This is a genomic window from Aeromonas sp. s5 (genome assembly GCF_040907865.1).
GTDB lineage: Bacteria > Pseudomonadota > Gammaproteobacteria > Enterobacterales > Aeromonadaceae > Aeromonas > Aeromonas dhakensis.
On sequence record NZ_JBFOCO010000033.1, the window covers coordinates 93,416 to 120,164 of the forward strand.

Here is a 26,749-nt window from a genome sequence, read left to right on the forward strand (position 1 = left end):
GCGGTATTATCTGATTTTAGGTGCCTTTTAACAACCGCAAGGCCGCATGGTTATTATTCAAATAGCCAATTTCATGGAGGAAACGTGCGCCCTTTACCCATTTTTACCCTGACTCTGGCGATGCTGCTCTGGTCCAGCTCCTTCATCGCGCTCAAGCACGTGCTGGGGGTCTGGGGCTTCGGTCAGGTGCTCTTCATGCGCATGAGCGTGGCGGCCCTTTGCTGGCTGTGCTGCTACCGCTATCTCGGCAATTTCCGCTACCAGCCAGGGGATTGGCGCTGGCTGGCCTTGATGGGGGCACTGGAGCCCTGCCTCTATTTTCTGCTGGAGGTCAACGCCCTGCGCTACACCAGCGCTGGCCAGGCGGGCATGGTTTGCGCCCTGCTGCCGCTGGTGGTGGCCCTGGTCGCCTTTTTGCTGATCGGGGAGCGGGTGAGCCGCCGCCAGCTGCTCGGCTTTGCCGTGGCCATCTTCGGCATTGCCCTGCTCGGTTTTGGCAGCGGAGCCGATGAGTCTGCCCCCAACGCCCTGCTTGGCAACAGCCTGGAGATGGCAGCCATGTTCTGCGCCGCCACCTACTCGGTGGTGTTCAAGAAGCTCTGCAGCCGCTACAGCGTGCTGACCCTGACCGCCCTGCAGGCCTTTGTCGGCACCCTCTTTTTTGCCCCCTTCGCCCTCAGGGAGCCCTGGCCAGCAGACTGGGTCTGGCAGGATATGGCGGTCATCGTCTTTCTCGGTGCCTGCGTGACGCTCGGGGCCTACCTGCTCTACAACTGGTCGGTGACCCAGGTGAAGGTGACGCTGGCGGCAGCCTACGTCAATCTCATCCCGGTGTTTACCCTGCTGCTGGCCTACCTGCTGTTGGGGGAGACCCTCAATGCCCTGCAATGGGTGGCCTGCGGCGCCGTGCTGCTGGGCATCGCGTTGGGGCAACTGCCGGCCAGGCGCAAGGGGGCGCAGGCCGTCACCGCCGAGGGGTAACGGGCGGAGCACCCCATCGAATGCAGGCGGATAACACAGGAGACAAAGCAAACAGGCGACGCACCGGCGTCGCCTGTCTGTTGTGGACGAAATAGCTAGATGGAGAGCCCTTTGACCGTCTCCGAGACGGAGTTGGCGTCCTCGATGATCTCCTGAATTACGCCGGCGATGATGTCGGCCTGGGCCTGACCTGCCATCGCCTTTTCCGATACCACAGAGACGGTCTGGGTGATCCTGGAGGTGATGTCGGAGTTAAGCCGGATGACGGAGACGATCTCGCCGGTGGAGGTGGAGGTTCTGGCCGCCAGCTGGCGCACTTCATCGGCCACCACCGCAAATCCGCGCCCCTGCTCGCCGGCGCGGGCCGCCTCGATGGCGGCGTTGAGCGCCAGCAGGTTGGTCTGATCCGCGATGCTGCTGATGGTTGAGATGATGGACTCTATGCTTCTCGACTGCTGGTTGAGGTTCTCTATCTGCCGGGTGACCTCGCTGACCGAACTGTTGATGTGGGCCGAGGTTTCCAGCACCTTGTCGATCACCTCCCGCCCTTTGGCGGCGCTCGAAACGGTCTCACCGGCGATGGCGCAGGCTTTCTGGGCCGCCTCGCGCACCGAGATGGATTTCTCCACCCGCTCGCTGATGTCGCTCGCCAGCTTGATGATCTTCACCACCTTGCGCTCGTGGTTGAAGATGGGGTTGTAGGTGGCCTCCAGCCAGATCTTCTCGCCGTGGCGGCCGCGGCGCATGAAGAGCCCGGACTGGATGGCGCCGGATCCGAGATCCCGCCAGAAGTTGGGATTCTGCTGATAAAACTCCTCGTCGCAGAACATGCGGTGGGGCTGACCCACCACCTCGTCCAGCCGGTAGCCAAAACAGTGCAGGAAGTTCTGGTTGGCGGTGATGACGGTGCCATCGGGTTGGAAGTCGATGACGGCCAGGGACTTGTCCAGTGCTGTCAGCAGGGCCTGGGTGCGCTCCAGGGTGGATTGTTGCTCGCTGACGTTGGAGGCCACCTTGGCCACCTTGATCACCTTGCCATCGAGGAGGATCGGGAAGTAACTGGCTTCGAGCCAGACCGCCTTGCCCGATTTGGCCTGCCGAATGAAGCGGCCGCTGCGCGACTCTCCCCGCCGCAGCTCCTGCCATAGCTGCTCGTATTCCCGGGTGTTGACATCGTCGGGGAAGCAGAGAGAGCTGTGGTGCTTGCCGATCACCTCCTCCCGGCCGTAGCCCACGATGGCGAGAAAGCGATCGTTGACGAAGGTGATGACCCCCTCCGGGGTGAATTCGATATAGGGCAGCCGTGACTGGATGGCCTGCTCAAAGGCGCCGAGTGCTGCGATCTTTGCCGCTTGTTCACTCTTGTCGTGATTTCCCGTGCGATTCCAAAACATGGCGGAGCTCCTTGTTAAGACCCTTGTGAGGCTCTTCATGACAATAACCGACCGTCTGAATACTAGTACAGGTTCTTTGGCCATCGCCTTGGCCATTGTGGGGAACTGCTTGTTTTGTCGTTATTTATTGTTCCATGCGGGGGAGCGGCAACAGGGGGGAATGGGGGAAGTCCGCCTGAGGGCGTGACGGTAGGAGGGGCGGCGGCGGTTTTTGTCCCTCCATTTGCTCATTTTGTAACCGACCACTAAGAATGAAAAACCGGGAGCAGCCGAAAACAAGTGGGATCTCGTGGGACAAACTCAAGGCTGACAGGACTTAGAGGGAAATTGGAAGATACTAGGCGTGAGATGCGGCAAAATGAAAGATCACGGACGATCTTCTGGAACAGTGCGCCAAAAATGAAAACTTGGGATGGCTGGTTGGCGATGCAGTTTGGGGTTTAACTCAGCGTTTAAACCCCATTTTGAAGCGGGCTAGATTAAAAAAAATCGTGCCCGGCCCATACGACCTTGCCGATCACGGCTAGGCTTTCCAGTTGGTTGGCTGGAACGACCTGCAGTGGGTAATCATCGCGGTTGTCGCTGATGATGGTGATCCCGCCATCGAAGTTTTTCTGCAAGCGCTTGGCATAGAGTTCCTCGCCGAGCCGCAACACGAAGATGGATCCATCTTCGATCTGATTCTTGCTGATATCGACCAGGATGGAGTCACCAGAGTGGATGGTGGGTTCCATGCTGTCGCCTTTGGCGAAGACCACCACCAGGTTATCCGGATTTAACTTGCGAAACGTGAGCCACTTGCGGCGAAAGGCCAGCTTGCGTTTAACCTCGTGATCATCATTAAACGCACCATGGCCGGTACTGACGGTGACATGGTAGCCATCGATCAGCGCGTACTCCTCATCAAACACCTCACGTTGCACCATCAGTTCTGCATCTACATCTGGATGCTTGGGGCCTTGGCCGGTGGCCAGCCACTCCAGATTCACATTGAACACCCGCGCGATGCGCAGCGCCTTGTCGATGGTGGGCAGTGAATTGAATGGAGGGAAGTATTTACGGATCCCCGACTCACTCATACCCACCTGTTCGGCGAATGCCTTGTAGCTCAGATTGCCCCGAAGCTCATCCAGACGAGCGCTCAGAGTATCCATTCCCGCCGTCAGAAAAGATACCTCACCGTCTTTTTGTACTGCTTGTGGTTTTTCTTCATAACGCTCTGACATACAAGGAATTCTCGGCTAGTGGCTAATGCTGTTGAGTCGATAGACAAAAAATTCCGCGCAAAAAGACTTGTCAATCTTTTTGGGGTGATCAATCATTCATATGTGACGCATTGCGACATAAAATCATTCTTTTATGAATGATTAAGACACGCACCGCGACACTTGATGATACCGAAACGGGGTGAGTATGTCAGGGAAAACACCAGAGTGGATCAGGGCTGAGCTCATAAAACGCGGATATTCCCAAGCTGCTTGGGCCCGCGCCAAAGGGTTGCACCCAAGAGCAGTGCAGCGCTGTATCAAACACTATGCCCCGGCCATGGGGGTCAGCCCCAAACGGCGAGAAAGCCGCACCATCATGACGCTGCTCTCCGAGTCGCTGGATATCGATCTGCTGGGAGGTGACCAATGAGCACCTGGTACACCGCCCAGGCGCTGGCCGGGCTGGCCGGCATGCCCACATACCCCGATGGTGTGCGCAAAAAGGCCGAGCGAGAAGAGTGGCAGAGCCGCAAGCGCGAGAAAGGCAAAGGCAGCGAATACCACATCAGCTCGCTGCCGATAGAAACCCGCCGTTATCTGGCAGAGAGAGCCGTGGCCGAGCAAGGTCAAGCTGTGACCGACCACGCTGCTGGTGGCAAGGCCATGGCCAAGTTGCTGGCGCGTGGGGTGCCGGTCAAACCGGAGGCGGGCCGCAAATTGCTGACGCTGGGGGAGGGGGCTCGCCAGAAGGTCGATGCCAGGCTGCTGATCCTGCAGGCCGCCGATATCTTTCTGGCGCCCTATCAAGCTTGCCAGCAAGGGGAAGTGGGGCGCCGTGCCTTTATCGAGGCTTACCGTGCCCGCAGCCTGTCACTCCCTGTGAGCGTTTATGGCCGGCAAAAACCGTTCAGCCTGATCACCCTGCGTCGTTGGCAGGGAGCGCTGGCCGATGAAGGCCCCGCAGCCTTGGCCGGCAACTACCAGCGGGAGCGGCCATCGACCGTGGAGCAGAGCCCGGATCTGGCCCAGTTTCTGACGGCCCTGGTCACCGCCAAACCCCATCTGGCCAACAAGTGGGGCGCCCTGCACGAACTTGCCAGCCAATACAGCGAGATGAACCAGTTGGGATGGCACATCCCCAGCCAATCCTCTTTGCGTCGCTGGATGGTCAAATGGCTGAGTGACAACAAGGTGGCCTTTACCTATGCCACCAACCCCGATGCCTACAACAACAAATACCGCAGCGCGATCGAGGAGATGTACCCCTGGATGGCGCAGCCCAATGACGTGTGGGAGTTCGACAGCACGCCGGTCGATGCCATGTTGGTGGATGGTCGTCACAGCATTATCGCGGTGATCGATGTGTTTACCCGCCGGGTGCGCCTGCTGGTGGCCAAGACCTCATCAAGCGAGGGGATCTGCCTGCTGCTGCGCAAGACCCTGCTGGCCTGGGGCACCCTCAACGATAACGGCGTGATGCGCACCGATAACGGCTCTGACTACGTGAGCCAGCGGGTGATGTCCATCTGCACCCTGCTGGGCATGAACGTCAGCCGCTCCAACGCCTATTCCGGGTGGGAGAAACCGCACATAGAGCGTTTCTTTCGCACCCTGAGCCACGGCTTGATCGAGTTGCTGCCCTCCTATATCGGCCACTGCGTGGCAGACCGGCAGGTGATCGAGGCGCGCAAAAGCTTTGCCCAGCGGCTGGAAGAGAAACGCAAACCGGATGCCGAAAAGGAGCTCTTCGAGCTGGCTATGACGGCGGCCGAGTTGCAGAGCTTGCTCGATAACTGGCTCGATGCCCGTTACCACAACCGCAAACACAGCTCCCTGGGAATGACCCCCAACGAGAAATATGGTCATGCCCGCTATCAGCGCCGTGCCATCAGCGACGAGTCGGCGCTGGATCTGCTGCTTAACCATGTCGGTGAGGCCACCGTCTCCAAGGGCTTCATCAAGGCGGGTGGGCTCAAATACACGGCCCCTGAACTGCTGGAGCACAACTGGAAGAGCCAGCGGGTCAGTGTGTTCCTCGACCCCAGCGATGTGGGCCGCGCCATCTTGTATCGCACAGGGGATTGGAACGAGCGGATCGAAGCCGTGAACATCGAACTACTGGGCAATGGCGTCAGTCCGGATGCCTTCCGTGCTGCCAAACGTGCCGATGCCAAAGCGCTGGCCGGCTTTCGCCGCGAGATGCGCAATGTGGCCAAGACCTTTGGCATCGACCAGCTCCATCAGGATGTGGTTCGCCACTTCGTCTCCCAGGCACGGGATATCGCCCAATTCCAACGCAGTGACCTCACCCTCGATAACCCGGCCTTGGCTGCGTTATCCGGCATTGCCGCACCCGCTGAACCGGCTCAGTTCAGTGCTGCAGAACTTGCCGCCATTGAGGCCAGGCGAGAAGAGAAAGCGGCCCGAGCACAGGCGATTGCCGGGCAAGAGTCCAGAGCACTCAAGACCGAGTACGAACAGGCCATTTACCTGGCAGAGAAGGAGTTGGATGCCCCGCTGACAGAGCGGGAGAAGGAGTGGCTGACCCGATACCTCTACAGCCACAAGCTGATGGCAAAACGCATTAACCGCCATCTGGATGAAGTTCGGGCTACCCGCCGCACCCAGGCAAAAGGTTAGCGAGTAGCCCGAAAAGGCCCAAAAACAAAGGACAAACCCACTATGAAACACAAGATCGTTGAAGTCAAAAACATGATCAAGACCGAGCAGCTGCTCGACAACTTGCTCAACCGCTCCAGCATCGTGCCGGGCATTGGCCTGATCCACGGTCCCTCCGGCTTTGGCAAAACCACCGCTGTGGAATGGCTGTTCAACCAGGACGAAGTGAACGGCATCTATGTCCGCTGCTACAAGGCCGACACGGTAACCAGCCTGCTGGAGCAGATTGCCAAAGAGATCGGTATTCCCCAGCGCCACAACTTGCGTGCTCAGGTCGATAGCATTATCGAATCCGTGCGCGCCGAAGAGCTGGCCATCTTTGTGGATGAGGCCGACTACGTGGTCGGCAATGCCCGCATCATGGAGACCCTGCGCGATATCTACGATGCCACCGAGCAGCCTCTGATCTTGGTGGGGATGGAAGAAATTGCCCGCCGTATCAGCCAGCGCAAGCAGCTGTTTAACCGCATCTCTCAGTGGATCGAGTTCAAGCCAGCCGATCTGGAAGACGTCTCCCTCATCGCCAGCGAAATGCTGGAGGTAGATGTGGAGATCGACGATGCCCTGCTGGATCTCATCCGCAAGCGCTCCAACGGCGTGGTGCGAACCATCGTTTCGGCGCTGGACAAGATCGAGAAGATGGCCATGGCCTCTGACGCCAGGATTATCCGCTTGGAGGATGTCGACGCCAGCGAACTGCTACATGACGTGCGCCGCAGCCGTTAGCCGCTGGGAACCGGAAAATAACAACAAAGCACGGGAGGGATACCAGTGGTCGGTAAAAGCATAAATACCAATGCAGAGACGGCCTGGCAGTGGATGTGCCAGCAAGAGTCGTTTGACCTTCTGGAGTTAGCTACTGCCAGCCCATTAAAGCTGGCGAATCTGTATCTGGTTGTTCGGCGTTGGTTGGCCAGCGGCCATCTGCGGTGTGTGTACCAGAAGCCATTTGGTAAGCGCGTTTCGTTTCGAGGTAGCCGGTACCAGGTGATCGATCCATTCAATGAGCCCCAGTTTGGGTCGGGTAACAGGCAAACGAAGCACCGTAAGAAACGTCGGATACGCCGCAAAACGGTTCAACAGAAGATGTGGAACACCATGAAAATCAGTCGTTTTTTCACCCTGAGCGACCTAGCGATCACCTCAGGAGTCGATGAGGCGGGGGCCAGCACTTACACCACTTTTTTGATCCGGGCTGGATATGTTCGGTTGGTAGACAAGATTGAGCGCTTCAAGATGAAAGGAGATCAGAACCGTTATCAGCTGATCCGTGATACCGGCCGTTTTGCCCCCATGGTGCGAGCTAAACAGGGGGGATGTTGGGATCAGAACGAGCAGCATTTTTATCAGTTTGATGTGAAGGAGGCACCTCATGGAAACGTGGCTTGAGGTGTTGCAGGCCGAAGTGGCGGCCAGCTCGCTGGCCCAGGTGGCAGAGAAGCTCGGTCTCTCGCGCACCACCATCAGCCAGGTCTGCAACGAAAAGTATCCCGGCGACATGGCAAGGGTACAGACCTTGGTGGAAGGGACCCTGATGGGCAACAAAGTGAGGTGCCCCATCTTGGGAGATATCCCGGCTCATCAGTGTCTCGCTCACCAACGCCGAGGCCCGAGCGAAGTGGGCAGTAGTCCGATGGATATCAAGCTCTGGAAGGCATGCCGCAGCGGTTGCCCCCATAGCCAGCTGACCGAGGCGCAGCAGCTTCGTCGCCCGATGCGGTTATCGGTAGAGCAGGGCTGTAGCCAACAGAAAGCCGCGCGCTATGACGCCGAGGCAACCCTCTCTCGGCTGCGCCGACAGGCCAAAAGCGATGGCGACAATGCCAGCAACAGCTTGCGCATCCTGGCCGAGCTGCTGGCCGAGGAGCTCAAAATCTTGGGCATCAAGTACAACCGGCTGCTCGACAAGGGTGAGAAGCCAGGTCAGTAAATCAACGGGCTCGGGGTGTGTGGTGGGCTCAGTGATTGACATCACAGGGAGAACGGGATGAACAGAAATCTGCAGAAGACCGCCGAGCAATTGCGAGTCTGGCTGATGGCAAAGGGGTGCAAGGTGAGCACCAGTCGGGTGCGCCATACCCCCTTGCTGGCGGTGACCGGCCCACTGCCGGAGGGGATGACCAAGCGGGCCGTGTGGGGACGTGAATGCCTCGCAGGCGTAGTGCGTGATGTCGCCATCGTGCGCTTTGGTGGGTGTTTGTTGCACTGGCGGCAGTAAGCGATCGCCGAACAACAACGGGATAAATCAAGGAGAGCCTTATGCAAGAAGCACAGACCAGCAACACGACCCCGATGCGGCAGAACGCCCTAGGGCATTGGGTTCCGGAATCCTTAATCGCCCCGGCGGACAAGCTGCGCGATGAGGTGGTGATGACCATCATCGCGGCGGCCCGTGAGCAGCGCTCCCAATTGGCCGCCTTCAAGATCGGCGCGATGCAGCAGATCGCCGACTTCGTGGACCTCTCGGCCGAGCAGTACGGGGTGGCATGGGGCGGCACCAAGGGCAACGTGACTCTGCTCAGCTTCGATGGCCGTTACAAGCTGATCCGGGCGGTGGGGGAGCACCGCAAATTTGATGAAAGGATCCAGGCGGCCAAGGTGCTGATCGATAGCTGCATCGAGCGCTGGAGCGACGGTGCCGATGCCAAGCTGCGGGCGCTGGTGGACCATGCCTTTCGGGTTTCCAAGGCTGGGCACATCGACGTCAATCAGGTGCTCTCCCTACGCCAGCTCAATATCGACGATGCTGACTGGGAGCAGGCCATGCAAGCGATCGCCGACGCCATCCAGGTGACCGGCACCAGCCAATATTTGCGGCTCTACGAGCGGGACGGCCAGGGACGTTACGTCCAGATGAGCCTGGATCTGGCGAAGTTGTAAGGGGGGAGTGCGCGATGGAAATCAACGTAGAGCAGGCCGAAGAGCAACTGCAGTTGTGCGAACAAATCAGCGAAACCGAGGGCACCTGCTATCCCGATGACACCTATGAGGATGGCATCAAGGCCGCTTTGTTATGGGTGCTGGGGTTGGGCCCGGCACCGCTGAGCGAAGAGGAGTACCAGGATCTGATGCCGCTGCAGTTCGAGCAGTAACGATGCGAAACAGGGTGGCCGCGCCGCCCTGTCTGCCTGGCGTGGTGGTCGGGTACTGATGAGCAGCCAGGGATGAATAGATGAATAAACGAATCTTAGGGAAGAACCATGATGGCGTTGAACGCCAGAGGCCGTGGTCAGGGGCAAGCACAATTGAGGGCAGCATGAATCTGGAAGCTGCTTTCTGGCTACTGGTCAACGTGATGGCAGCCATCTATGGAGCTTTCGTCGCTGGCCTGTTCACTGGTCTGTTCTTGGTCAACTGAGGAACTGGATATGGAGAACGTGAAAGCTCTGCTCAATACCAGCGTAACGGATGCCAAAAGCTCTCTGGAATGCCTGCTGAGGAGCAATCCGCAGCAGGCTCTGGGGCAAGCTCAGCTGGCCGTTGATTTTATCAATCAGTACGGTCAAGCCGCCAACCAGAAATCGCGCTTGGTCATGCTGACCTCCATTGTCAACAAGGCGCGTAAAGCGCTCAGAGATTGAGGGGGTGAACTGGATGAAACGGTATTTTGCATATGACCCAGATGCGGGTTTCGAGACATTCAAAACTGAGCAAGAAGCCATCGACTTTGCCAACAGCGTCATTGATGACTACCGCGACAATGCAGGCGATGGATGGGATGAGATTGTCGGTCAGGTTTGCTGGGGAGAAATCAAGCAGGTGGCCATGATGACAAACCAACAGCCAGCTCCACCAGGCAGCGACGTCGACTACTCATGTGACTACGCCCTGGGTGATTGTACTGACATGGTTGGGTAAGAGAAAAGCGCGAAACGGGGGTCTCCCCGTCTGCCTGGCGTGGTGGCCAGGCACTGATGAGCAGCCGACCTGGGCCCAGGTCTTCACCGCCTCGATAAAGGAGCACGGCGATGACCAAAACAGAGATGGATATTCGGCTTACCAAGATATTCAGCGCGGCCGCCATTGCACAGGCGACCCCTGATAAACGGGCTGTGTGCAGACAGCTCAAGCAGTTTGAGCGAGATGCTCGTGCTCAGGGGTTGTTTGCCCTGGCCGGGGAGGCCAGCCAGATGCGTTGGCAACTGGTGGCTGAGTTACAGCAGGCCAGAGCCGCAGAGGTCAGTCATGGCAGCGTCTAATTGGCAGGGCTTGCTGGCCTATGTGATGAAGTTCGGCCCATTGAGCCAGCAAGGGGCCGAGCAGTGGCTCGATCGTCATTGTCCGCAATGGCGTAGTGGGAACGATGTGACCGCCGGCCAAATCTGGGTGGCAAAGGTGGGGAGAGATCATGACAACAAGCAGCAATGAACGTACCCGCTTGATCCGGTTGGTACAGGTTGGCCGCCGCTCCCTGGGGCTGGATGAAGAAACCTATCGGGAGCTGCTGGTCCAGCAGAGTGGCAAGCGTTCTGCGGCAGAACTGACGCTCCAGGAGTTGGACAAAGTGCTGTTGGCCATGAAGGGGGCAGGGTTTAAACCGACCGTTAAACGTGCCGTGAACGGGGGCAAACCAAAGCGTTTAAGCCCGGCTCGCGGCGCCCCGACCAAGACCGCTGAGATAAGCGTGATCCGGGCTATCTGGATTACCATGCACCGCCATGGCCTGCTGCGTGATGGTAGCGAGACGGCGCTCAATCACTATGTAGAGCGCCAGACGGTGCGGATTAACAAGGGCATTGGTGTCGCCGAGGTGGCGTGGCTCAGTGACACGCTGGCTTATCCGGTGCTGGAGTCTCTTAAAAATTGGCACAAGCGGGAGATGGTCGAGGCGTTGCACAGGGCCAAGAAGGTTGTCCCCACCAATGAGAGAACCGGCCGAGTGGCCGGTTATCAGGCCATCCTTGCGGCGTTTGAGGAGATGCAACATGGATAAGAATCTGGACCTGTTCGCTGACGATCACGAGTCGTTGGGGCAGTTGGTGGATCGCCTCGACCAGATCCCGACGACCGAGCTGACGGCCAAATGGCCCAAGGCGCTGGCTGAACTGGTGGATGTACTGGCCTGCGAGCTGGCCAGAGGTGGCATGACGTCGGAACTTGCCTTGGCTCAGGCCCGCAAACTGGCGTTGGTGCAGGCTCACTATATGGGAGGGCGAGCGTATTACATTCCCACCGGTGATCACCTCAAAGCCGCCTTGCGCGACCGAGCTATCTGGGATGAGTTCAATGGCCGCAATATCGACCAGTTGGCTCGCAAGCATGGTCTGTCGGTGCCGCAGACCTATGCGGTGGTCGCAGAGCAGCGGTTGTTAACCAGAAAGCGGCTGCAGGGAGACCTATTCAGTTAAAAAAGACAGTGGGCAGATGGCCCACTGTCTTTTTGTGTCAGGCAACGATCACCTGCAGCAGGCCATACAAGCCCAGACCGGCCAGCATGTAACCCAGCATAAGTTTGAAGCGTTTTTTGAAGGCGCTCACCAGAATTCCCCAGACCGTGATCCCGATGCTGATCGGGATACATATCATAGGAATGGCGAATGCAAGCCCTGTATACGAGTCCGGCACATGTGACCCTCTATTCAACGCGACATATCCCAGCAGAACATAGGCCAGCAGGTACCAGATAATCACAGGACGGGGCATCAGAATGATCCTCTAATATCAGCAGTAAAATTCATTTCAGTGATGAAGGGTTTGTAGGCGTAACGTTCATATCGTTGGAGCAAAAACCACGAACGGAATGGAGCCAAATATTCAAACTTCTTACCGCCATTTACATCCAGGTCATCTAGGCCAAAGTGGTCTTGGATCTTATAAGTCAGAACTCCTCGGAATTCATGTCCCTTGTATTCAAGTTCGGTGAGCTCAACGCGGACGGCATAGACGTCGTGGACGGCAATACCCAATCCATTCACCCAGTCAGCCATCGTATCGAACTTGGGTAATGAGGCTGAGCTGTTCAAACCCGCCTGGATGGGATGGCGATCATCCGCGTTGAGAGTGCCACCTCCAGCCGTTAAACGCTCGCCGATGAGCGTTTGGATACGGTTTGTAAATGTTTTCGTCGTGACGTGCGTTTTCATTGCCTTGTCTAACAACGGATCTGTATAGGTTGCCCCGCTGGAGCCTTCAAAGTGATTAATGAGCCTGCCAATAATGGGCCCATATTCACCAAGAGAGACGAACTGAACCGCCGTGCGCAGAATACCAAAATGAATGGCTGGCGGGTAAATGAAAGCATCTGGGCTAAAGGCGAAATTATACATTTCGCCCAACCTCATTATTTCGCCCATAGACATATCGCCGCTTTGAAGGTCATCGGCCTGGTAGTCATCCATTTGTCGCTTGGTGTGGTAGATCACGCCTCGGTAACCTGGAACAGGTTTCCAATCATCCATGATGGGAGGCACAGGAGGTTTTGCCGCCGATGTTTTTGCCTCCTGGAGCGGTGCTGACATGCTCATGCGCTTCGCGGCTGGGGCCATGTCTCCGACGATCACACTGCTGGAGCCAATAATGACGCCCCCACAACCAACACTTCCTCCTGTAATCGCCATTGGCAGACCGTTGATGAACACGGTCGATGAACCGGATGCAATCGAGCGAGGGTGGGGGGCGCTGCCTGGTTTTGTGTGAGGTTCGAGTTGATCAGACACTCGGGCAACCGGTTTTCCATCAATCAGTACATCGGGTGAGCCTGAGATTATTTTCGAAGGCGCGTAGCCATCGTGGTCAGTGCCGATATCCCCAATTGTCGCCGCTTTTTTGCTCACCTCGGTGTGCCTCATTCAAAATTCAAAGACGGCTATTTTATGGGGCGGGGGAGAATATTTAACTGGGAAAAATGACAGGTAGCATATGGCTAACGCCAACTTCTGACTCTAAGCCGCCATAAACCCACACGATAAGGGCCCCTCGGTACGCTGCGATAACGCAGTTAATCGAGGGGCCTTTTATGTTGCCTGATACCTATCCCATAGCGCTTGCCTGGTTGCTTCGCCCCGATGTGGAAGGGGGCGAGGTCAACCACCCGGCCGACCGGGGCGGCCACACCAAGTTTGGCATGGCCGATGCTGCCGACGGCAACAAAGACGGCATGATCGACCTCGATCGGGATGGCCGGCCGGACATTGCCGTCAGCAATGCGACCCCTGCCCACGCCCAGCTGTTTTACCGCGCCAACTACTGGTTGCCAGCCCGTTGTGATCGGGTCGATAGCGTCTGCCCGCTGATTGCCATTGCCCTGTTCGATGGGGCCGTGCATCACGGCCCTGGTCGCTCGGTGCGCCAGCTGCAGCAGGCGCTTGGCGTCTTGGCAGATGGGCTACTGGGCTCCCATACCTTGCGGGTGTTGGCCGCCAAGACGGGGCGGGACGGTGGCCGTGCCCTGTTGCTGAAACTGCTGGAAATCCGCGCAGGCTTTATGCTTGGTATCGTGCGCAAAGACCCCAGCCAGTGGGCCAATGCTCACGGCTGGATCAACCGCCTGCTGCGCCTGCAGAGCTACCTGCTCTCGATCCGGTTCGGTGAGGGGGCGGCATGAGCAAACCCAGCCTCACCAACAAGCGCCGCCAGGCGTTGCAAGGGATCCAGGCCGCCGGCTATTTCGGCATCCCCGAACTCAAGAACCCCCGTTACCTCGCCTGCTTCAAGGATGGGCGCCGCGCCCATCTGAAGGCCGCCCTGGCCGGTGCGGATCTGGAGGCCATCCCGCTCTACAGCCATCACGCCACGCGCCAATCCCTGTACGAGCAGGGTTGGCGGTCGGTGGGCGAGCTGGATCGCCTGCGGGCCCGTGCCCGTCTTACCCCAACCCAACCTAAGGAAGTTCATCATGCCTGATTCCCTGTTACCCCAAGCAAAGCCTGCGCTCAAGAGCCGCGCCGTGATCGGCGGTGTCATCGCCGTGGGGGCCGGTATTGCCGGCCTGTTCGGCGTACCGGTCGATGTCGGCACCCAGACCAGTCTGGTCTCCACTGCTGTGGATCTGGCCAGTGCCATCGGCGGCCTGCTGGCCATCTGGGGCCGCCTCAAGGCGACTCACGTCATCAAATAACCGGTTCGCAAGGAGACGCCCTTGAGCGACCCCATAGACCGCGCCCAGCAGCTCGACGCCGAGCGGACCGGGCGCCTTATTGCCGCCCACCGGGCAAGGCCGAAACCCCGGGGCGATGGCATTTGTTGTGATTGTGATGAGCCCATCCCGATTGCGCGGCTGCATGCCGAACCCGATGCGCCGCGCTGCATCGAGTGCCAGACCCTATTCGAGCGCAAGGAGGCTGTCCGTGTGGGATTTCATCGTTAAGAACTGGGGGCCCCTGTACGCCCTGGCAAGCCTGGTTGGGCTGGTGGTCATCATCCTGCTCTCCAAGACCTACGCCAAACGGGAGGATCTCACCGCCCTGGTACAGCGGGTTCAACGGGTAGAGCAGGTATTGGCCGACCTGCCGAGTGAGAAGGAGCTGCACAAGCTGCAACTGGAGATAAGCGAGCTGCGTGGCGAACTGCGGGAGGTCAAACCGGAGCTGCGCCAGGCGCGCCGGCTTGCCGACATGTTGCTGGAGAACGAGCTGGCATCGGTACAGAAGGAGAAGGCATGAGCATTCAAGCAATATTGGACGCCCAGCAGCGGCTGGTGATCTTGCGCTCCCTGCTCGATATCGGCGGCGCGGCCAACGAGTCGATCTTGAACGATTGCCTCGATCAGCTCGGCACCGGCCGGGTGACCCGGGATCGGGTCAAGACCCTACTGGCCTGGCTGGAAGAGCAGGGGCTGGTGCGCATCGAGCGTCTCGCCCAGGTGCAGGTGGCCCACCTCACCGGTCGGGGCCAGGATGTGGCCGAGGGGCGCGCCTCGGTGCCTGGCGTCAAGAAGCCTCGTGCCGAGGATTGAGGGAGGATGACCATGGCCGAGAAACCGACCCGAGGCCGCGCCAGCAAGGTATGGCTGCTGCCCGAGGCTATCCGCAACGCCCTCAACGAGATGCTGCGTGATCGGGCCAACAGCCAGGCCGCCATCCTGGATGAGATCAATGGCCTTATCGAGGAGGCAGGGCTACCCGACGATCTCAAGCTCTCCCGCTCAGGGCTCAGCCGCCACGCCAGCCAGGTGGAACAGGTTGGCCAACACTTGCGCGACTTACGGGAGACCACGGCGGCGCTCACCTCCCAGCTCGGTGACAAGCCGATGGGGGAGACCACCAAGCTCATCCTGGAGCTCGGCCGTTCCCAGCTGTTCAAGGCGATGCTGGCCCAGGTACAGAACCCGGAGGAGGCGGTGGATATCGACATGCTGAAAAACGCCATGCTGGCGGCACAGCGGCTCGAGTCCACCGCCATGCAGAGCCACAAGCGGGAGAAGGAGATCCGCCAGGCCTTCGCCGAGGAGGTGGCCGCCAAGACCGAGGCCATCGTCACCCAGGCGGGACTGAGCGGTGAAGCCGCTGCCGCCATTCGCCGTGAAATCCTGGGGATCGCCTGATGACTACGATCGCCCAACAACTGGCCCAGTCCCTCGGTACTGAATACAACCCCGACGAGGTGCTGCTGCCCTACCAGCGCATCTGGATTGCCGACGAGAGCCCGCTCAAGATCGCCGAGAAGAGCCGCCGCACCGGGATCACCTGGGCGGAGGCGGCCGATGCCACGCTGACGGCCTCCAAGGCCAAGTCGGCCGGTGGCGGTCACCACTTCTATGTGGGCAGCAACAAGGAGATGGCCCGCGAGTTTATTGACGCCGTGGCCATGTGGGCCAAGGCGTACAACAAGGCGGCCGGCGAGATCCAGGAGGAGGTGTTCACCGACGATGAGGACAAGGCGATCCTCACCTTCGTGGTCTATTTCGCCTCGGGCTTCAAGGTGCAGGCGCTCTCCAGCAACCCCTCCAACCTGCGGGGGATGCAGGGCAATGTCACCATCGACGAAGCCGCCTTCCATGACCGGCTGGCCGAGGTGCTGAAAGCGGCGCTGGCGCTGACCATGTGGGGCGCCAAGGTGCGCCTCATCAGCACCCACAACGGCGTGGACAATCTGTTTAACCAGCTGATCGGCGACAGCCGCGCCGGCAAGAAGCGTTACTCCATCCACACCATCACCTTGGACGACGCCTGCCGCCAGGGGCTCTATCGCCGCATCTGCCAGATCAAAGGCATGCCCTGGTCCCAAGAGGCAGAGGATGCCTGGAAGGCGGGCCTCCTCAAAGACACCGCCACCGAAGAGGATGCGCTGGAAGAGTATTTCTGTGTGCCCAAGCAGAGCAGCGGCGTCTACATCAAGCGCACCCTGATCGAGCGGGCCATGCAGCCGGATATCCCTATCCTGCGCTTCACTTCCCCTGCGGACTTCGAGCTGCAAAGCGAGGAGACCCGCAAGGCGGTAGCGGAGATCTGGTGTGAGGAGCACCTCAAGCCCTGCCTCGAAGCGCTCGATCGCAGTTGCCGCCATGTATTGGGGGAGGATTTTGTCCGCAAGGGTGATCTCTCTGTGTTCGTCCCGCTCTCCATCGCAACCAGCCTGCGAAAACGGGTGCCCTTCGTGGTGGAGCTGGTCAATGCCCCCTATGAGACCCAGCGCCAGCTCCTGTTCTACTTGCTGCAGGGACTGCACCGCTTCACGGCGGCGGCCTTCGATGCTACCGGCAATGGCGGCTATCTGGCAGAGGCTGCCCGGCTGCGCTGGGGCGCCAGCATGATCGAGTGCGTGATGCTCAATGACCCTTGGTATCGGGAGTGGATGCCCAAGCTCAAGGCCGAGTTCGAGGATGGCAACCTCATTATCCCGCGCCATGCGGACGTGCAGGACGATCTGGGCAAGATCCAGGTCATCAACGGCATCCCCAAGATCGACAAGGGCAAGAACACCGGCCAGGGCGGCCAGCAGCGCCACGGCGACTTTGCAGTGGCCCTGGCCATGGCCGTGCGGGCCAGCTGGATGGAGGGGGGCGCCATCGAGTTCACCCCCTTGCCAGGCAAACACGGCCGCGACCGCAGCGACGACTATCACCCATCCCTCGGGACGAGGGATCTGATCAAAAGTGAGAGAGGGGGTTGGTAATGGCCGGACTCATCGACATTCATGGCAACGCGCTGCGCCTGCAAAAGGAGCCTCAGACCGAGAACGACGCCAAGCTGGCCCAGTTGCGCCGTCACTACAGCGAGCACCCGACCGTGGGGCTGACGCCTGGCAAGGCTGCAGCAGCACTGAAAGAGGCGGAGGAGGGGAGCCTCATCGCCCAGTGCGAGCTGGCCGAGGATATGGAGGAGAAGGACGCCCACCTGCAGAGCGAGCTCGGCAAGCGCCGGCGTGCCCTGCTTGGGGTGAGCTGGACCATAGAGCCGCCGCGCAACGCCAGCGCGGCCGAGAAGCGCGACAGCGAGATGATCCGCGAGCTGCTGGAGGACTTCACCTGGCTGGACGATGCCATTTTCGACGCCACCGATGCGGTGCTCAAGGGGTTCAGCGCCCAGGAGTTCAGCGGCTGGGAACTGGTGGAGGGGCTGCAACTGCCCAAGGGCATCGTCTGGCGCGACCCTGCCTGGTTCCAGACCCACCCGGATGACTGGAATCAGTTGCGGCTGCGAGACGGCAGCAAGGAGGGGGCAGCCCTCAATCCGTTCGGTTGGCTGCTTCACAAGGCCAAGTCCAAGTCGGGGTATCTGGCCCGCACCGGCCTTATCCGCACTCTGGTCTGGCCCTTCCTGTTCAAGAACTACAGCGTACGGGATCTCGCCGAGTTTCTGGAGATCTATGGCCTGCCGGTGCGCCTCGGCAAATACCCGGAAGGGGCCACCGAGAAGGAGAAGACGACCCTGCTGCAGGCGGTGCTCTCCATCGGCCACAACGCCGGCGGCATCATCCCCCGGGGAATGGAGATCGAGTTCCAAAACGCCGCCAATGGTCAGGCTGATCCCTTTGTGGTGATGATGGACTGGTGCGAGCGCTCCATCAGCAAAGCCATCTTGGGGGGCACCTTGACCAGTCAGGCCGATGGCAAGAGCTCGACCAATGCGCTTGGCAACGTCCATAACGAGGTGCGCCAGGAGGTGCGGGATGCGGACCTGCGCCAGCTCGCCGCGACCCTGACCCGGGATCTGGTCTATCCGCTGTTTGCCCTGAACGGCAAGAGCTTCCAGGGCCCGCGCCGTGCTCCCCGGTTGGAGTTCGACGTGACCGAGCCGGAGGACATGCGCGATCTGGCTTATCCGCTGCGCGCCCTGGTGGGCATGGGGATGCAGATCCCGGCGCAGTGGGTACGGGACAAGCTGCAGATCCCGGTCCCCAAGGACGGCGAGGAGGTACTGGTGATCACTGACGTCAAGGCTCCCCCGGGAGAGGCGGCGCTCAAAGCTCTCTCTGCGAGCAAGAGATTGGCGGCGCTGGCGGTAAAGCACCCTGTCCAGGGCGATAACAACGACGCCCAGCTGGCCCGCCTGCAAGCGGAGGTGGCCCCCTTGCTCGCTGGCATGACCGATGCCGTTCAGGCGTTGGTGATGCAGGCCACCACCCTGGAGGAGATCCGGGATGGCTTGCTGGCGCTGGAGCCAAATCTCAGTCATGACGAACTGGGGGCTCTGCTGGCCCAGGCCATCGCCGCCAGCGAACTGCTCGGCATGCTGGAGATGGAGGAGGGCAACTGATGCCCGTTCGTTATGGCTCGCTCCCCTTTGCTGAGGCGATCGCCTTCTTCCGCCAGAAGCTCGACATGCCGAGCGAGCGCTGGGCTGATGTGTGGCGCGATGCCCATAACCGTGCCTTTATGGTGGCGGGGGCGACCAAAGTTGATCTGCTGGCCGATCTACGTGGGGCGGTGGACAAAGCGATCAGCGAAGGGCAATCCATCGGGGCCTTTCAGAAGGCGTTCAAGGAAGTAGTGGCTCGCCACGGTTGGGCGCATACCGGTCCGGCGTCCTGGCGCTCTCGCGTTATCTTCGAGACCAACCTGCGCCAGAGCTATAACGCCGGGCGTGATGACCAGATTGAGCGCATCAAGCACAAACGCCCCTATGCCCTCTATCGCCACGGCGACTCCGAGCACCCCAGAGAGTTGCACCTCAAGTGGAACAACCTGGTGCTGCCGGTGGACCATCCCTGGTGGGATACCCACAGCCCCAGCAACGGCTATGGCTGCAAGTGCAAGAAGTTCCTGCTCTCAGAGGCCGATCTCAAGCGGCGCGGCTTGGTGGTGGGTAAGGCCCCGGATGATGGCGAATATGAGTGGGTGGACAAGGCGACCGGGGAGATACACCGGATCCCCCGTGGCATCGATCCGGGTTTCGATTATCGCCCGCAGACCCCGGCCGCCCTGACTGAGGCCATGGCCAAGTGGGAGGCGGTGAAACCCGCGCTGGCCGAACGCTTGCCACAGCGGTTGGTAGAGAGCGCCTTTTCGACGGCCAAGGGGGTAACGGCGCAGAGGCTCAGCGATCTGCTGGCCCAGCTACCCGCACCCCAACGCAAACCCTTGGCGGCCTTTCTCAAGGCGCACCCGATCAAGACCCTGTTTATCAAGCAGACCGAAATGGGCAAGGGGGCTGCGGGGCTCAAGGTGGCCCCGGCCATCGCCGAATACCTTGGTCACGATACCTACTCGATACGCTCGCTCTATTACCACCGAACCGCCGCACGCACCAATGGCTTTACCAGCAAGCGTTGGGATCACCTGGTTATCAAGGTCAAGGCGACTGATACTCTAAAAACGGTCGATATGCAGGCAGTACAAGCGGCGGCGGCCGAGGTGGTGACCGATGCCCATACCAACACCGGGCCCCGCCAGTGGCTGCCAAGGGGAACCAGTGGTGAGACCTTGCGCCGTCACTTTAGCGTGTCAGCCTGCGTAGGAGGGCGCTTGGGGGAGTCGGCCCAGCGGATCTCCACCTGGTTGCACGAGCTGGGCCACCAGGTTCATTTCTGGGCCGGTGAACCGGATGTGGCTGGGCTGGGATTACTCACTCAATATGCCGGTACGAATGGCAAAGAAGCGGCCGCAGAGGCTTTTGCTGCCTGGATGCTGGCCAGAGAAACGATGGTGGCTCACTACCCCGAGTTGGCCAAGGCGGTGCAAGCCATGATCGAACAGGCGGCCAAAGCCGTCACCAAAGGAGAGAAATGATGAGCGAGAGTCTGCTGGAGCAAGCGTCCCGCCTCTTTGAAAAGGGAGGGGACTTCACCTTGGCTGATGTTCATGCTCTAGAGCAGCTGGAGGCACAGGCCAGTGGTGCAGAGCGTAACCTGATTGGTGAGCTCTGGGAGGCGGCCATTGTCGCAGCTGACGACGAGGCGTTCCATTATCTGACCCATTTTGAGGAGTAGCCATGGCTGGTAGCTTTATCGCCATCAGCCATCATGGGGTAGCTGATGCTCATGAGCTGTTGTCTCGCCTCTACCAGCGCACTGGTGATCTCAGTGAACCGCTGGCAGATATCGGGGAGGGACTGCTGCTGTCGCACCGGGATCGCTGGGATACCCAAGAGAGCCCGGACGGAGAGCCCTGGGCTCCGCTCTCGGACGAGTACCGTGCCCGCAAGCCCCGACATGCCGACGAGGTGCTGCGCCTCAACGACGATCTGCGCGATACCCTCAACTATCAGGCCGATTCCCAGACCCTCTATTTCGGCACTCCGCTCGAATACGGCGCTGCCCACCAGTTTGGCCGTCCCGAGAGCAACCTGCCAGAGCGCCCCTATCTGGGGCTCTCGGAAGCTGACCGAGAGAGTATATTGGAGATTCTAAACGGATATCTTTCACTAGATCGACAGTAACGAACCAAACAGCATTGAGGACATGAAGAGATAGGATGGCTTAGGACCATTACGTAAAATGTGTTGTAGAAGGATTTAAACAGCCTTAAACACCATTAAATATGGTGATGTGAAGGTCTACATCTTACGTCTCTGTATATATCTAAGTAAGTATGGTGTTAAGCGTTCCATAATAACAGCAGTCATATCATCAGCTACAGCCTTCGTCACGAGGGTTCCCATTGGGTGTTTTTTTAAAATATCATCAAGAGCTTTTTCAATTAAGTCTGCACGATGAAGGTCATGCTGTATCCGTATGGCAATTTCATATGCTCTAGCACATCGTGATTTTATTGCATTTATATTGTGCTCATTTAGTTCCCCAAAGCCTTCAGTGATTTCGTGTTTTTTTATGATCTTAGGTATCACTCTTTTTATTTCACGCCTTGCTACGACATCATAACAATATGTGTTTGAAATCTCGGGGCCAGTGTAATTTGAGTTTAGGATAATGAGATAACAATGAGCATTAAAATACTCTATGTAACAATAGAGTAGTTGTTCGTGTGGGTCGCCTTCTAGATGAATTATATGTGAGGATTCGTTCGGTGCAAGCGTGGCCTCCACAACTTTAGATGGATGATTGAAAACGCACCGTAAATCAACCCCTCCTCTTATATAAGGTATTAGATGTGAAATATCATTTTTGTCACCACCAGAAACAAGGTGAAAATTGATGGCGGCTTTGCACACTGCTCTGAATGATAGGTCTCCACCAATACTAGTAGATATCGATACCGGTGAACCTAGGTAGACTTGCTTACTCTGTGCCGACGATATGGCTTCATTCACATCTAGCTGCGGATATCTTCTATGCAATCCAGCAATGACTTGCTTGAGTTGCTTCATACTTGAAGCATTGACTTGAATTTCAATGTTGGAGTTTTCTATGTCCACCTCATCCTTTATTATTGGGAATCTGAAAGATGGAAACCCTCCGGGGGTGATACTAAATTCATGGCCGGATGTTTTTTGTATTCCATATATATTTGGTACGCGTCCATTATCTCTACGTACATTAAACATATTAGAGTAAAAATTAAGCTGAGATGCAAGGGTTGCATCATATCTTTCACCCAATAAGGAGTTGCATGTTTTGCATATCAAACTGCTGGATTTTAGCTTGCCACCACAGGAGTTGAGAATAATATGTTCTTCGGTCTTATTCTTACCATCTAGTTCGGCACTGCAGACATAACAATTCATAGTGGCCCCGTAGGAAGGTGAATATCATATAAATAAGAATAATAGCATTGTAACCCACAATAAACCCCACCGATAACTCCATGCCCTGAAACTGGCAGCAGTGTTTTGTTGTACCCTGCGTCGGAGTGAGAGTGATGCCCCTATCTGAGATTGCCGTGGCCATCTTGAATACCAGACCCACCCCCCTGGGGATGGCTGTGCTCGATGCGGCGCTTGGCCCGAGCGACGACGGTTGGCACCAGTTGTTGCCGGTTGGCCCGTTCAAGGCCCGTGACGGTCGCCCCTTTGATGTGGCGAGTGGTCACTGGCAGCTGGACGGGCAGATCGCCGCGGCCCTGATTGCCCGTGCCAAGGCGCTTGGTCAAGACATCCTCATCGACTACGACCACCAGACCCTCAAAGTTGATCAGAACGGTCAGCCTGCGCCCGCAGCCGGTTGGTACAACGGCGATGAAATCGAGTGGCGCGAAGGGCAGGGACTCTTTATCAAACCCCGCTGGACGGAGCGGGCTGCTGCCCTGGTTGCTGCCAAAGAGTATCGCTTCCTCTCTGCCGTCTTCCCCTATGACGCTCAAGGTCGCCCTCTGGAGCTGCGCATGACCGCCATCACCAACGACCCGGGGGTGGTGGGCATGCAGGCGCTGGCGGCCCTGAGTGCGTTACCTGCTTCAAGCCTTATGCCTATCCAACCCGGCCAGTTGGCCACCTCAATCAAGGAGAAATCCATGAACGAACACTTGATCGCGCTGCTCGGCAAACTCGGCATCCAGCCGGGGGCCGATGGACAGTTTACCGCCGAGCAGGGCACTGCCGCGCTGGCGGCCTTGGATACCCTGCAGGCCAGTGCCAAAAAGGCGCCGGAGCTGGAGGCCGCACTCGCGGCCGAGCGCACCTCGCTGGTTGCCCTCAAGGCACAGACGACGTCAGTACAACAAGGAGCCCAGGTTGACCTGGCGCAATACGTGCCGGTGGCGACCTATAACGCCCTGGTCACCCAGGTGGCGGCCCTGACCGCCCAGGTGGATATCACCGATGCCGCAACCCTCATCAAGGAGGCCCGCACCGCGGGCAAGGTGGTGGCGGCCGAAGAGGAATACCTGACCGCCTACGCCGCCCAGAAGGGGGTGGCTGCCCTCAAGGCGCTGCTGGAACCGCGTCCGGCCATCGCCGCGCTCACGGCGAGCCAGACCGCCGCCGTCACCCTGCCGGAGAAGAAGGGTGAGGCAGTGCTTTCAGCCGAGGACAAGTACGCCGCTGATCAGCTTGGCATCAGCCACGAGGACTTTGCCAAGGCCAAAGCCTAAGCAAGCGCCTCCCTATTCACGCGAAGGCAGTTCCGTTTAACCAGAGAAGGAATAGACCATGGCCATTGTTACCCCCGCGCTGCTGCAGGCCCTCTTTACCGGCTTCAAGAAGAACTTTGAAGACGCCAAGAGCGAGGCGCCGACGCAATACCAGAAGATCGCCACGGTGATCAAATCGACCACCAAATCCAACACCTATGGCTGGCTCGGCAAGTTCCCGACCCTGCGCAAGTGGATCGGAGACCGGGTGATCGAGTCGATGAAGGCCCACAGCTACCAGATCGTCAACGAAGACTTCGAGGCGACCGTGGGGGTGGATCGCAACGATATCGAGGACGACGAGCTGGGCATTTACGCCCCGCTGTTCGCCGAGATGGGACGCTCGGCCGGGGTACATCCTGACGAGCTCTGCTTCGGTCTGCTCGGTGCTGGTTTCACCAGCCCCTGCTATGACGGCCAGTACTTCTTCGACACCGATCACCCGGTCTATCCCAAGGCTGATGGCACCGGCACCGCCGTAGTGGCCGCCAACCTGGTAGTGGATGGCGCCTATGCGGGCGAGCCCTGGTTCCTGCTCGACACCAGCCGCGCACTCAAGCCCATTATCTTCCAGGATCGCAAATCGCCGCAGCTTATCGCCATGACCAAGGCAGATGACGAGGCGGTGTTCACTTCCAAGCAGTTTCGCTATGGGGTGGATTGCCGCGATGCGGCAGGCTTCGGCTTCTGGCAACTGGCGTTCGCCAACAAGCGGGCCCTGACCCCCGACAACCTGTGGGATGCGATCACTAGGATGCGCGAGTTCAAGTCGGACGGTGGCCGCCAGCTTGGCATCAAGCCGACCCTGTTGGTGGTGCCAGCGTCGCTTGAGAAGCTGGCAACCCAGATGCTGGAGCGCGAGCTCTCCGAGAGCTCCAGCAACGAGCTCAAGGGCAAGCTGGAAATGGTGGTGGCTGATTATTTGTAAACCAGAGCTGTAACCCAGAACGTGCTGTTTAACGGTGGGGTTAAACCGTCCCAGTCCGGGCGTTTAACCCCCGTTTAAACCGGTTTTCGGATTGAACAAGACAGAGGGAAACATGAGATGGCTATTCGAGTGCGCGTTATATCGAAACTCCATCAGGGCTATCACCGGGCGGGCCAGGCGATTGCACCTGGCGAGTCTGAGCTGGTTGTGTCGGATCTGCAGTTCGAGGCCCTGGAAGGGGATCCGCGTCTGGTGGTCATCCGCCTGGCTGAGGATATGGCGGGGCCCGAGCCGGCGCCGGATGCACCGCAGACGGCGGGGGATCTGGACGATGCAGCATTGGGCGGTGTGAGTGCAGAGCCAGGTAGCCCAGAGCCTGAGGTCGCATCCCCTGCGCCCGCCAGTGGCAAGGGTAAGGGCAAATGAGCTACGCCAGCGTCAGCGACATGGTGACCCGCTTTGGTGAGGTGGAGCTGTTGCGCCTTGCCATAACCCCGGCCGGCGAGTTGGACAGTGCGGCCATTGCGCTCGCCCTGAGTGACGCCAGCGCGCTGATCGACGGTTACTTGGCGGGGCGCTACCCCTTGCCGCTTGCTCATGTCCCGAGCGCCCTGGTGCCCATCTGCGCCGATATCGCCCGCCACCGCCTCTATGGCGAGCAGGCACCGGAGCAGATCGCCAAACGCAATGAGGCGGCCCTGGCCTTCCTCAAGTCAGTGGGCAAGGGGGAGCTGGCGCTGGGGCTTGCTGCTGACGGCGAACAGGTGGAAAGCCAGAACCTGGCCCAACTGCAGTCCGATGGCCGGGTGTTTGGGCGAGGTAGTGGGGGCTTTCTATGAGCACTCAAGCCAGCACTTCATCTCCTGAGTTCGACTACCTGGCGGCGGGGGAGCGGTTGCGCGAATTGCTGCTGCCCTTGAAGGGTCAAGGGCTCAAGGAGGTGTTTGTGGCCACCGACCTAGAGGCGGTGGCCAACCTGGGGCAACACACCCCGGCCATTCATGTGATTTACCAGGGCGAGCGAGAGAGTGACACGGCCCAAAGCGGGCGGCAAAGCGTGTTCGATCAGGTTTGGCTGCTGGTGTTGGTACATCGTGCCACCCCCAAAGAGGCCAGCGCAGGCGTGTGGTTGGGGCGCATGTTGCAGGCTGTGGCAGGCCGAGTGTGTGGTGACAGCACCTTTCGGCGTGAAACCGCATCTGTCAGGCCGAGTTACAAGGGCGGGGCGGTGTATCTACCCCTTGCCTTCAAGACGACAGTGAAATTCAAGGGAGAACGGTCATGAGCGAAACACTGCACCTGGAAGGGGATCTCTTTATCGAGACCTTCACCAACAATGTCTCGAACGGGGTGATCGGCCCGGTGGACGTCAACAGCCTGGAAGTCAAACCGGACAGCGAGAAGATCAGTATCCCGAGCAAGCGCAAAGGCAAGTTGGGGCAGCCGAGGGAGACCTACTTCGTCCCCAAGCCGGCCACGGTCAATATCAAAACCAGCGAGATCCCGCCGGTACTGCTGGCCGCCGCCTTTATGGGGCTGGAGAGCCCCATCAATCAGGGGGCGGGGACGCTGACCGATCTGCCGGTGACCCTGCTGGCGCACCCCAAGTGGGTGAGCCTGGGCAAGACCAATCTCTCGGCCACCGGCCTGGTGGTGAAGGAGGGCGCGACCTCCTTAGTGCTTGGTACCGACTTCGAGATCAACTATGCCCTGGGACTGCTGCGGGCCACCAAGGGGGGCGCTGTGGCAGACGGCGGCCCGGTAATGGTCAGCGCCAGCTATAACGCGGTGACGGGTTCGCGCATTGCGGGCAACGTGCAGCCGGAGGTGAAGGCGCGCTTGCTGCTCGATGGCCGAAGCATCATCGGTGGGGAGGCCATCAAACTGACCATCCCCCGTGCCAGCCTGGCCCCCAAGAAGGCGGTGGATTTCCTCAGTGACAAACCCATCGAGATCGAACTGGAGGGGGAGCTGTTGGCGCTGGATGGCGAAAGCGCGCCTTTCTATGTGGATCGGCCAGAGACGGTATAGGGTTGGATAACAGAACGGCGGGGAGGCCCGCCGTTTGTCTTCTTGGAACCATATACCAGGAGCAGACTCTAAAAACTATGGCGCTGATTCTGGAAGCTACCACATTGGCCACTGTAGCGACCGGGTGACGGTCGGCAACAATTTATGTTGTCAAATGAAGTCAGTCGGGCGGGTTTCAAAGGAA

General features: G+C 59.0%; 38 protein-coding genes and 2 other RNA genes. 35 read left to right on the forward strand and 5 right to left on the reverse strand.

Annotated elements, in window-relative coordinates; translation table 11 throughout:
* Positions 1–84: 84 nt before the first annotated feature.
* Positions 85–981 carry a DMT family transporter gene (locus AB5Y94_RS19730; RefSeq protein ID WP_368206369.1) on the forward strand — a complete coding sequence of 299 codons (897 nt, stop codon included), beginning with the start codon at positions 85–87 and terminating at the stop codon, positions 979–981.
* 95 nt (positions 982–1,076) lie between these two features.
* On the opposite strand, the gene AB5Y94_RS19735 is transcribed toward AB5Y94_RS19730, so the two are convergent.
* Together AB5Y94_RS19735 and AB5Y94_RS19740 are read right to left on the reverse strand one after the other, a co-directional pair.
* The gene (locus AB5Y94_RS19735; RefSeq protein ID WP_017784045.1) at positions 1,077–2,375 is read right to left on the reverse strand and encodes a PAS domain-containing methyl-accepting chemotaxis protein; all 1,299 of its coding nucleotides are present in this window, start codon (positions 2,373–2,375) and stop codon (positions 1,077–1,079) included.
* A gap of 479 nt (positions 2,376–2,854) precedes the next feature.
* Positions 2,855–3,601, reverse strand: coding sequence for a helix-turn-helix transcriptional regulator (locus AB5Y94_RS19740; protein ID WP_242798505.1), 747 nt, complete (start codon positions 3,599–3,601; stop codon positions 2,855–2,857).
* 286 nt (positions 3,602–3,887) lie between these two features.
* Here AB5Y94_RS19740 and AB5Y94_RS19745 point away from each other — a divergent pair, with 286 nt between their 5' ends.
* The 16 genes from AB5Y94_RS19745 to AB5Y94_RS19820 all read left to right on the forward strand — a co-directional run bounded on the left by AB5Y94_RS19745 (position 3,888) and on the right by AB5Y94_RS19820 (position 11,610).
* The gene (locus tag AB5Y94_RS19745; RefSeq protein ID WP_257622359.1) at positions 3,888–4,013 is read left to right on the forward strand and encodes a hypothetical protein; all 126 of its coding nucleotides are present in this window, start codon (positions 3,888–3,890) and stop codon (positions 4,011–4,013) included.
* Complete coding sequence (locus tag AB5Y94_RS19750; protein ID WP_368206370.1) at positions 4,010–6,223, forward strand: DNA-binding protein; 2,214 nt, start codon at positions 4,010–4,012, stop codon at positions 6,221–6,223. The genes AB5Y94_RS19745 and AB5Y94_RS19750 overlap by 4 nt, the downstream gene beginning before the upstream one ends.
* Positions 6,224–6,265: 42 nt before the next feature.
* Positions 6,266–6,988 carry an AAA family ATPase gene (locus tag AB5Y94_RS19755; protein WP_005353404.1) on the forward strand — a complete coding sequence of 241 codons (723 nt, stop codon included), beginning with the start codon at positions 6,266–6,268 and terminating at the stop codon, positions 6,986–6,988.
* Between the two features lie 45 nt (positions 6,989–7,033).
* Positions 7,034–7,651 carry a hypothetical protein gene (locus AB5Y94_RS19760; protein ID WP_368206371.1) on the forward strand — a complete coding sequence of 206 codons (618 nt, stop codon included), beginning with the start codon at positions 7,034–7,036 and terminating at the stop codon, positions 7,649–7,651.
* A complete protein-coding gene (locus tag AB5Y94_RS19765) occupies positions 7,635–8,192 on the forward strand; it encodes a transcriptional regulator (protein ID WP_368206372.1) in 558 nt (185 codons plus the stop codon). The genes AB5Y94_RS19760 and AB5Y94_RS19765 overlap by 17 nt, the downstream gene beginning before the upstream one ends.
* Positions 8,193–8,249: 57 nt before the next feature.
* Positions 8,250–8,480: a hypothetical protein gene (locus AB5Y94_RS19770; protein ID WP_368206373.1), complete on the forward strand. Its 231-nt coding sequence runs from the start codon at positions 8,250–8,252 to the stop codon at positions 8,478–8,480.
* Between the two features lie 41 nt (positions 8,481–8,521).
* Complete coding sequence (locus AB5Y94_RS19775; protein WP_368206374.1) at positions 8,522–9,142, forward strand: DUF3164 family protein; 621 nt, start codon at positions 8,522–8,524, stop codon at positions 9,140–9,142.
* Positions 9,143–9,156: 14 nt separating this feature from the next.
* Positions 9,157–9,354 carry a hypothetical protein gene (locus tag AB5Y94_RS19780; RefSeq protein ID WP_043133138.1) on the forward strand — a complete coding sequence of 66 codons (198 nt, stop codon included), beginning with the start codon at positions 9,157–9,159 and terminating at the stop codon, positions 9,352–9,354.
* A gap of 2 nt (positions 9,355–9,356) precedes the next feature.
* Positions 9,357–9,426, forward strand: an RNA gene (locus AB5Y94_RS19785) — hammerhead ribozyme type II.
* Positions 9,427–9,434: 8 nt separating this feature from the next.
* Positions 9,435–9,620, forward strand: a complete 186-nt coding sequence (locus AB5Y94_RS19790) for a hypothetical protein (RefSeq protein ID WP_368206375.1) — start codon at positions 9,435–9,437, stop codon at positions 9,618–9,620.
* A gap of 10 nt (positions 9,621–9,630) precedes the next feature.
* Entirely contained in the window at positions 9,631–9,843 is a 213-nt protein-coding gene (locus tag AB5Y94_RS19795) for a hypothetical protein (RefSeq protein WP_368206376.1), read from the forward strand.
* Positions 9,844–9,856: 13 nt separating this feature from the next.
* Positions 9,857–10,120 carry a hypothetical protein gene (locus AB5Y94_RS19800; protein ID WP_368206377.1) on the forward strand — a complete coding sequence of 88 codons (264 nt, stop codon included), beginning with the start codon at positions 9,857–9,859 and terminating at the stop codon, positions 10,118–10,120.
* A gap of 7 nt (positions 10,121–10,127) precedes the next feature.
* An RNA gene (locus AB5Y94_RS19805) (hammerhead ribozyme type II) lies at positions 10,128–10,190 on the forward strand.
* 40 nt (positions 10,191–10,230) lie between these two features.
* Entirely contained in the window at positions 10,231–10,461 is a 231-nt protein-coding gene (locus AB5Y94_RS19810) for a hypothetical protein (RefSeq protein WP_368206378.1), read from the forward strand.
* Between the two features lie 149 nt (positions 10,462–10,610).
* Positions 10,611–11,195: a gp16 family protein gene (locus AB5Y94_RS19815; protein WP_368206379.1), complete on the forward strand. Its 585-nt coding sequence runs from the start codon at positions 10,611–10,613 to the stop codon at positions 11,193–11,195.
* Positions 11,188–11,610 carry a Mor transcription activator family protein gene (locus tag AB5Y94_RS19820; protein WP_368206380.1) on the forward strand — a complete coding sequence of 141 codons (423 nt, stop codon included), beginning with the start codon at positions 11,188–11,190 and terminating at the stop codon, positions 11,608–11,610. Before AB5Y94_RS19815 ends, AB5Y94_RS19820 begins: the two co-directional genes overlap by 8 nt.
* Positions 11,611–11,647: 37 nt before the next feature.
* Here the strand turns inward: AB5Y94_RS19820 and AB5Y94_RS19825 are convergent, their stop codons facing one another.
* Positions 11,648–11,905, reverse strand: a complete 258-nt coding sequence (locus tag AB5Y94_RS19825; RefSeq protein WP_368206381.1) for a hypothetical protein — start codon at positions 11,903–11,905, stop codon at positions 11,648–11,650.
* Positions 11,905–13,035: a type VI secretion system PAAR protein gene (locus AB5Y94_RS19830; RefSeq protein WP_368206382.1), complete on the reverse strand. Its 1,131-nt coding sequence runs from the start codon at positions 13,033–13,035 to the stop codon at positions 11,905–11,907. Before AB5Y94_RS19830 ends, AB5Y94_RS19825 begins: the two co-directional genes overlap by 1 nt.
* 182 nt (positions 13,036–13,217) lie before the next feature.
* Here AB5Y94_RS19830 and AB5Y94_RS19835 point away from each other — a divergent pair, with 182 nt between their 5' ends.
* The 12 genes from AB5Y94_RS19835 to AB5Y94_RS19890 are packed head-to-tail and all read left to right on the forward strand — an operon-like array spanning position 13,218 to position 21,018.
* Positions 13,218–13,805, forward strand: a complete 588-nt coding sequence (locus AB5Y94_RS19835) for a glycoside hydrolase family 108 protein (protein ID WP_368206383.1) — start codon at positions 13,218–13,220, stop codon at positions 13,803–13,805.
* Positions 13,802–14,104: a hypothetical protein gene (locus AB5Y94_RS19840; RefSeq protein ID WP_368206384.1), complete on the forward strand. Its 303-nt coding sequence runs from the start codon at positions 13,802–13,804 to the stop codon at positions 14,102–14,104. The genes AB5Y94_RS19835 and AB5Y94_RS19840 overlap by 4 nt, the downstream gene beginning before the upstream one ends.
* Positions 14,097–14,318: a hypothetical protein gene (locus AB5Y94_RS19845; protein ID WP_368206385.1), complete on the forward strand. Its 222-nt coding sequence runs from the start codon at positions 14,097–14,099 to the stop codon at positions 14,316–14,318. Before AB5Y94_RS19840 ends, AB5Y94_RS19845 begins: the two co-directional genes overlap by 8 nt.
* A gap of 21 nt (positions 14,319–14,339) precedes the next feature.
* Positions 14,340–14,567, forward strand: coding sequence for a TraR/DksA C4-type zinc finger protein (locus AB5Y94_RS19850; RefSeq protein WP_219280200.1), 228 nt, complete (start codon positions 14,340–14,342; stop codon positions 14,565–14,567).
* Positions 14,548–14,862, forward strand: coding sequence for a DUF2730 family protein (locus AB5Y94_RS19855; RefSeq protein WP_099359166.1), 315 nt, complete (start codon positions 14,548–14,550; stop codon positions 14,860–14,862). The genes AB5Y94_RS19850 and AB5Y94_RS19855 overlap by 20 nt, the downstream gene beginning before the upstream one ends.
* A complete protein-coding gene (locus AB5Y94_RS19860) occupies positions 14,859–15,155 on the forward strand; it encodes an ArsR family transcriptional regulator (RefSeq protein ID WP_201974035.1) in 297 nt (98 codons plus the stop codon). Before AB5Y94_RS19855 ends, AB5Y94_RS19860 begins: the two co-directional genes overlap by 4 nt.
* Positions 15,156–15,167: 12 nt before the next feature.
* Complete coding sequence (locus AB5Y94_RS19865; protein ID WP_368206386.1) at positions 15,168–15,743, forward strand: DUF3486 family protein; 576 nt, start codon at positions 15,168–15,170, stop codon at positions 15,741–15,743.
* Positions 15,743–17,314, forward strand: a complete 1,572-nt coding sequence (locus tag AB5Y94_RS19870) for a hypothetical protein (protein ID WP_368206387.1) — start codon at positions 15,743–15,745, stop codon at positions 17,312–17,314. The genes AB5Y94_RS19865 and AB5Y94_RS19870 overlap by 1 nt, the downstream gene beginning before the upstream one ends.
* Positions 17,314–18,897: a DUF935 domain-containing protein gene (locus AB5Y94_RS19875; protein WP_368206388.1), complete on the forward strand. Its 1,584-nt coding sequence runs from the start codon at positions 17,314–17,316 to the stop codon at positions 18,895–18,897. Before AB5Y94_RS19870 ends, AB5Y94_RS19875 begins: the two co-directional genes overlap by 1 nt.
* Positions 18,897–20,369 (forward strand): phage minor head protein, encoded by a 1,473-nt coding sequence (locus AB5Y94_RS19880; RefSeq protein WP_368206389.1) that lies wholly within the window; start codon positions 18,897–18,899, stop codon positions 20,367–20,369. Before AB5Y94_RS19875 ends, AB5Y94_RS19880 begins: the two co-directional genes overlap by 1 nt.
* Positions 20,369–20,569, forward strand: a complete 201-nt coding sequence (locus AB5Y94_RS19885) for a hypothetical protein (RefSeq protein ID WP_368206390.1) — start codon at positions 20,369–20,371, stop codon at positions 20,567–20,569. The genes AB5Y94_RS19880 and AB5Y94_RS19885 overlap by 1 nt, the downstream gene beginning before the upstream one ends.
* A 2-nt stretch (positions 20,570–20,571) precedes the next feature.
* Positions 20,572–21,018, forward strand: coding sequence for a phage virion morphogenesis protein (locus AB5Y94_RS19890; protein ID WP_368206391.1), 447 nt, complete (start codon positions 20,572–20,574; stop codon positions 21,016–21,018).
* Positions 21,019–21,135: 117 nt separating this feature from the next.
* Here the strand turns inward: AB5Y94_RS19890 and AB5Y94_RS19895 are convergent, their stop codons facing one another.
* The gene (locus AB5Y94_RS19895) at positions 21,136–22,263 is read right to left on the reverse strand and encodes an HNH endonuclease (protein WP_368206392.1); all 1,128 of its coding nucleotides are present in this window, start codon (positions 22,261–22,263) and stop codon (positions 21,136–21,138) included.
* Positions 22,264–22,397: 134 nt separating this feature from the next.
* Here AB5Y94_RS19895 and AB5Y94_RS19900 point away from each other — a divergent pair, with 134 nt between their 5' ends.
* The 6 genes from AB5Y94_RS19900 (at position 22,398) to AB5Y94_RS19925 (ending at position 26,565) form a co-directional block, all read left to right on the forward strand.
* Positions 22,398–23,567: a phage protease gene (locus AB5Y94_RS19900; protein WP_368206697.1), complete on the forward strand. Its 1,170-nt coding sequence runs from the start codon at positions 22,398–22,400 to the stop codon at positions 23,565–23,567.
* Positions 23,568–23,625: 58 nt separating this feature from the next.
* Positions 23,626–24,534, forward strand: coding sequence for a Mu-like prophage major head subunit gpT family protein (locus AB5Y94_RS19905; RefSeq protein ID WP_368206393.1), 909 nt, complete (start codon positions 23,626–23,628; stop codon positions 24,532–24,534).
* A gap of 117 nt (positions 24,535–24,651) precedes the next feature.
* Positions 24,652–24,960 carry an HI1506-related protein gene (locus AB5Y94_RS19910; protein ID WP_368206394.1) on the forward strand — a complete coding sequence of 103 codons (309 nt, stop codon included), beginning with the start codon at positions 24,652–24,654 and terminating at the stop codon, positions 24,958–24,960.
* Complete coding sequence (locus AB5Y94_RS19915; RefSeq protein WP_368206395.1) at positions 24,957–25,373, forward strand: gp436 family protein; 417 nt, start codon at positions 24,957–24,959, stop codon at positions 25,371–25,373. Before AB5Y94_RS19910 ends, AB5Y94_RS19915 begins: the two co-directional genes overlap by 4 nt.
* A complete protein-coding gene (locus AB5Y94_RS19920; RefSeq protein ID WP_368206396.1) occupies positions 25,370–25,819 on the forward strand; it encodes a hypothetical protein in 450 nt (149 codons plus the stop codon). Before AB5Y94_RS19915 ends, AB5Y94_RS19920 begins: the two co-directional genes overlap by 4 nt.
* On the forward strand, positions 25,816–26,565 hold the full coding sequence (locus AB5Y94_RS19925) for a hypothetical protein (RefSeq protein WP_368206397.1): 750 nt from the start codon (positions 25,816–25,818) through the stop codon (positions 26,563–26,565). Before AB5Y94_RS19920 ends, AB5Y94_RS19925 begins: the two co-directional genes overlap by 4 nt.
* Positions 26,566–26,749: the final 184 nt, after the last annotated feature.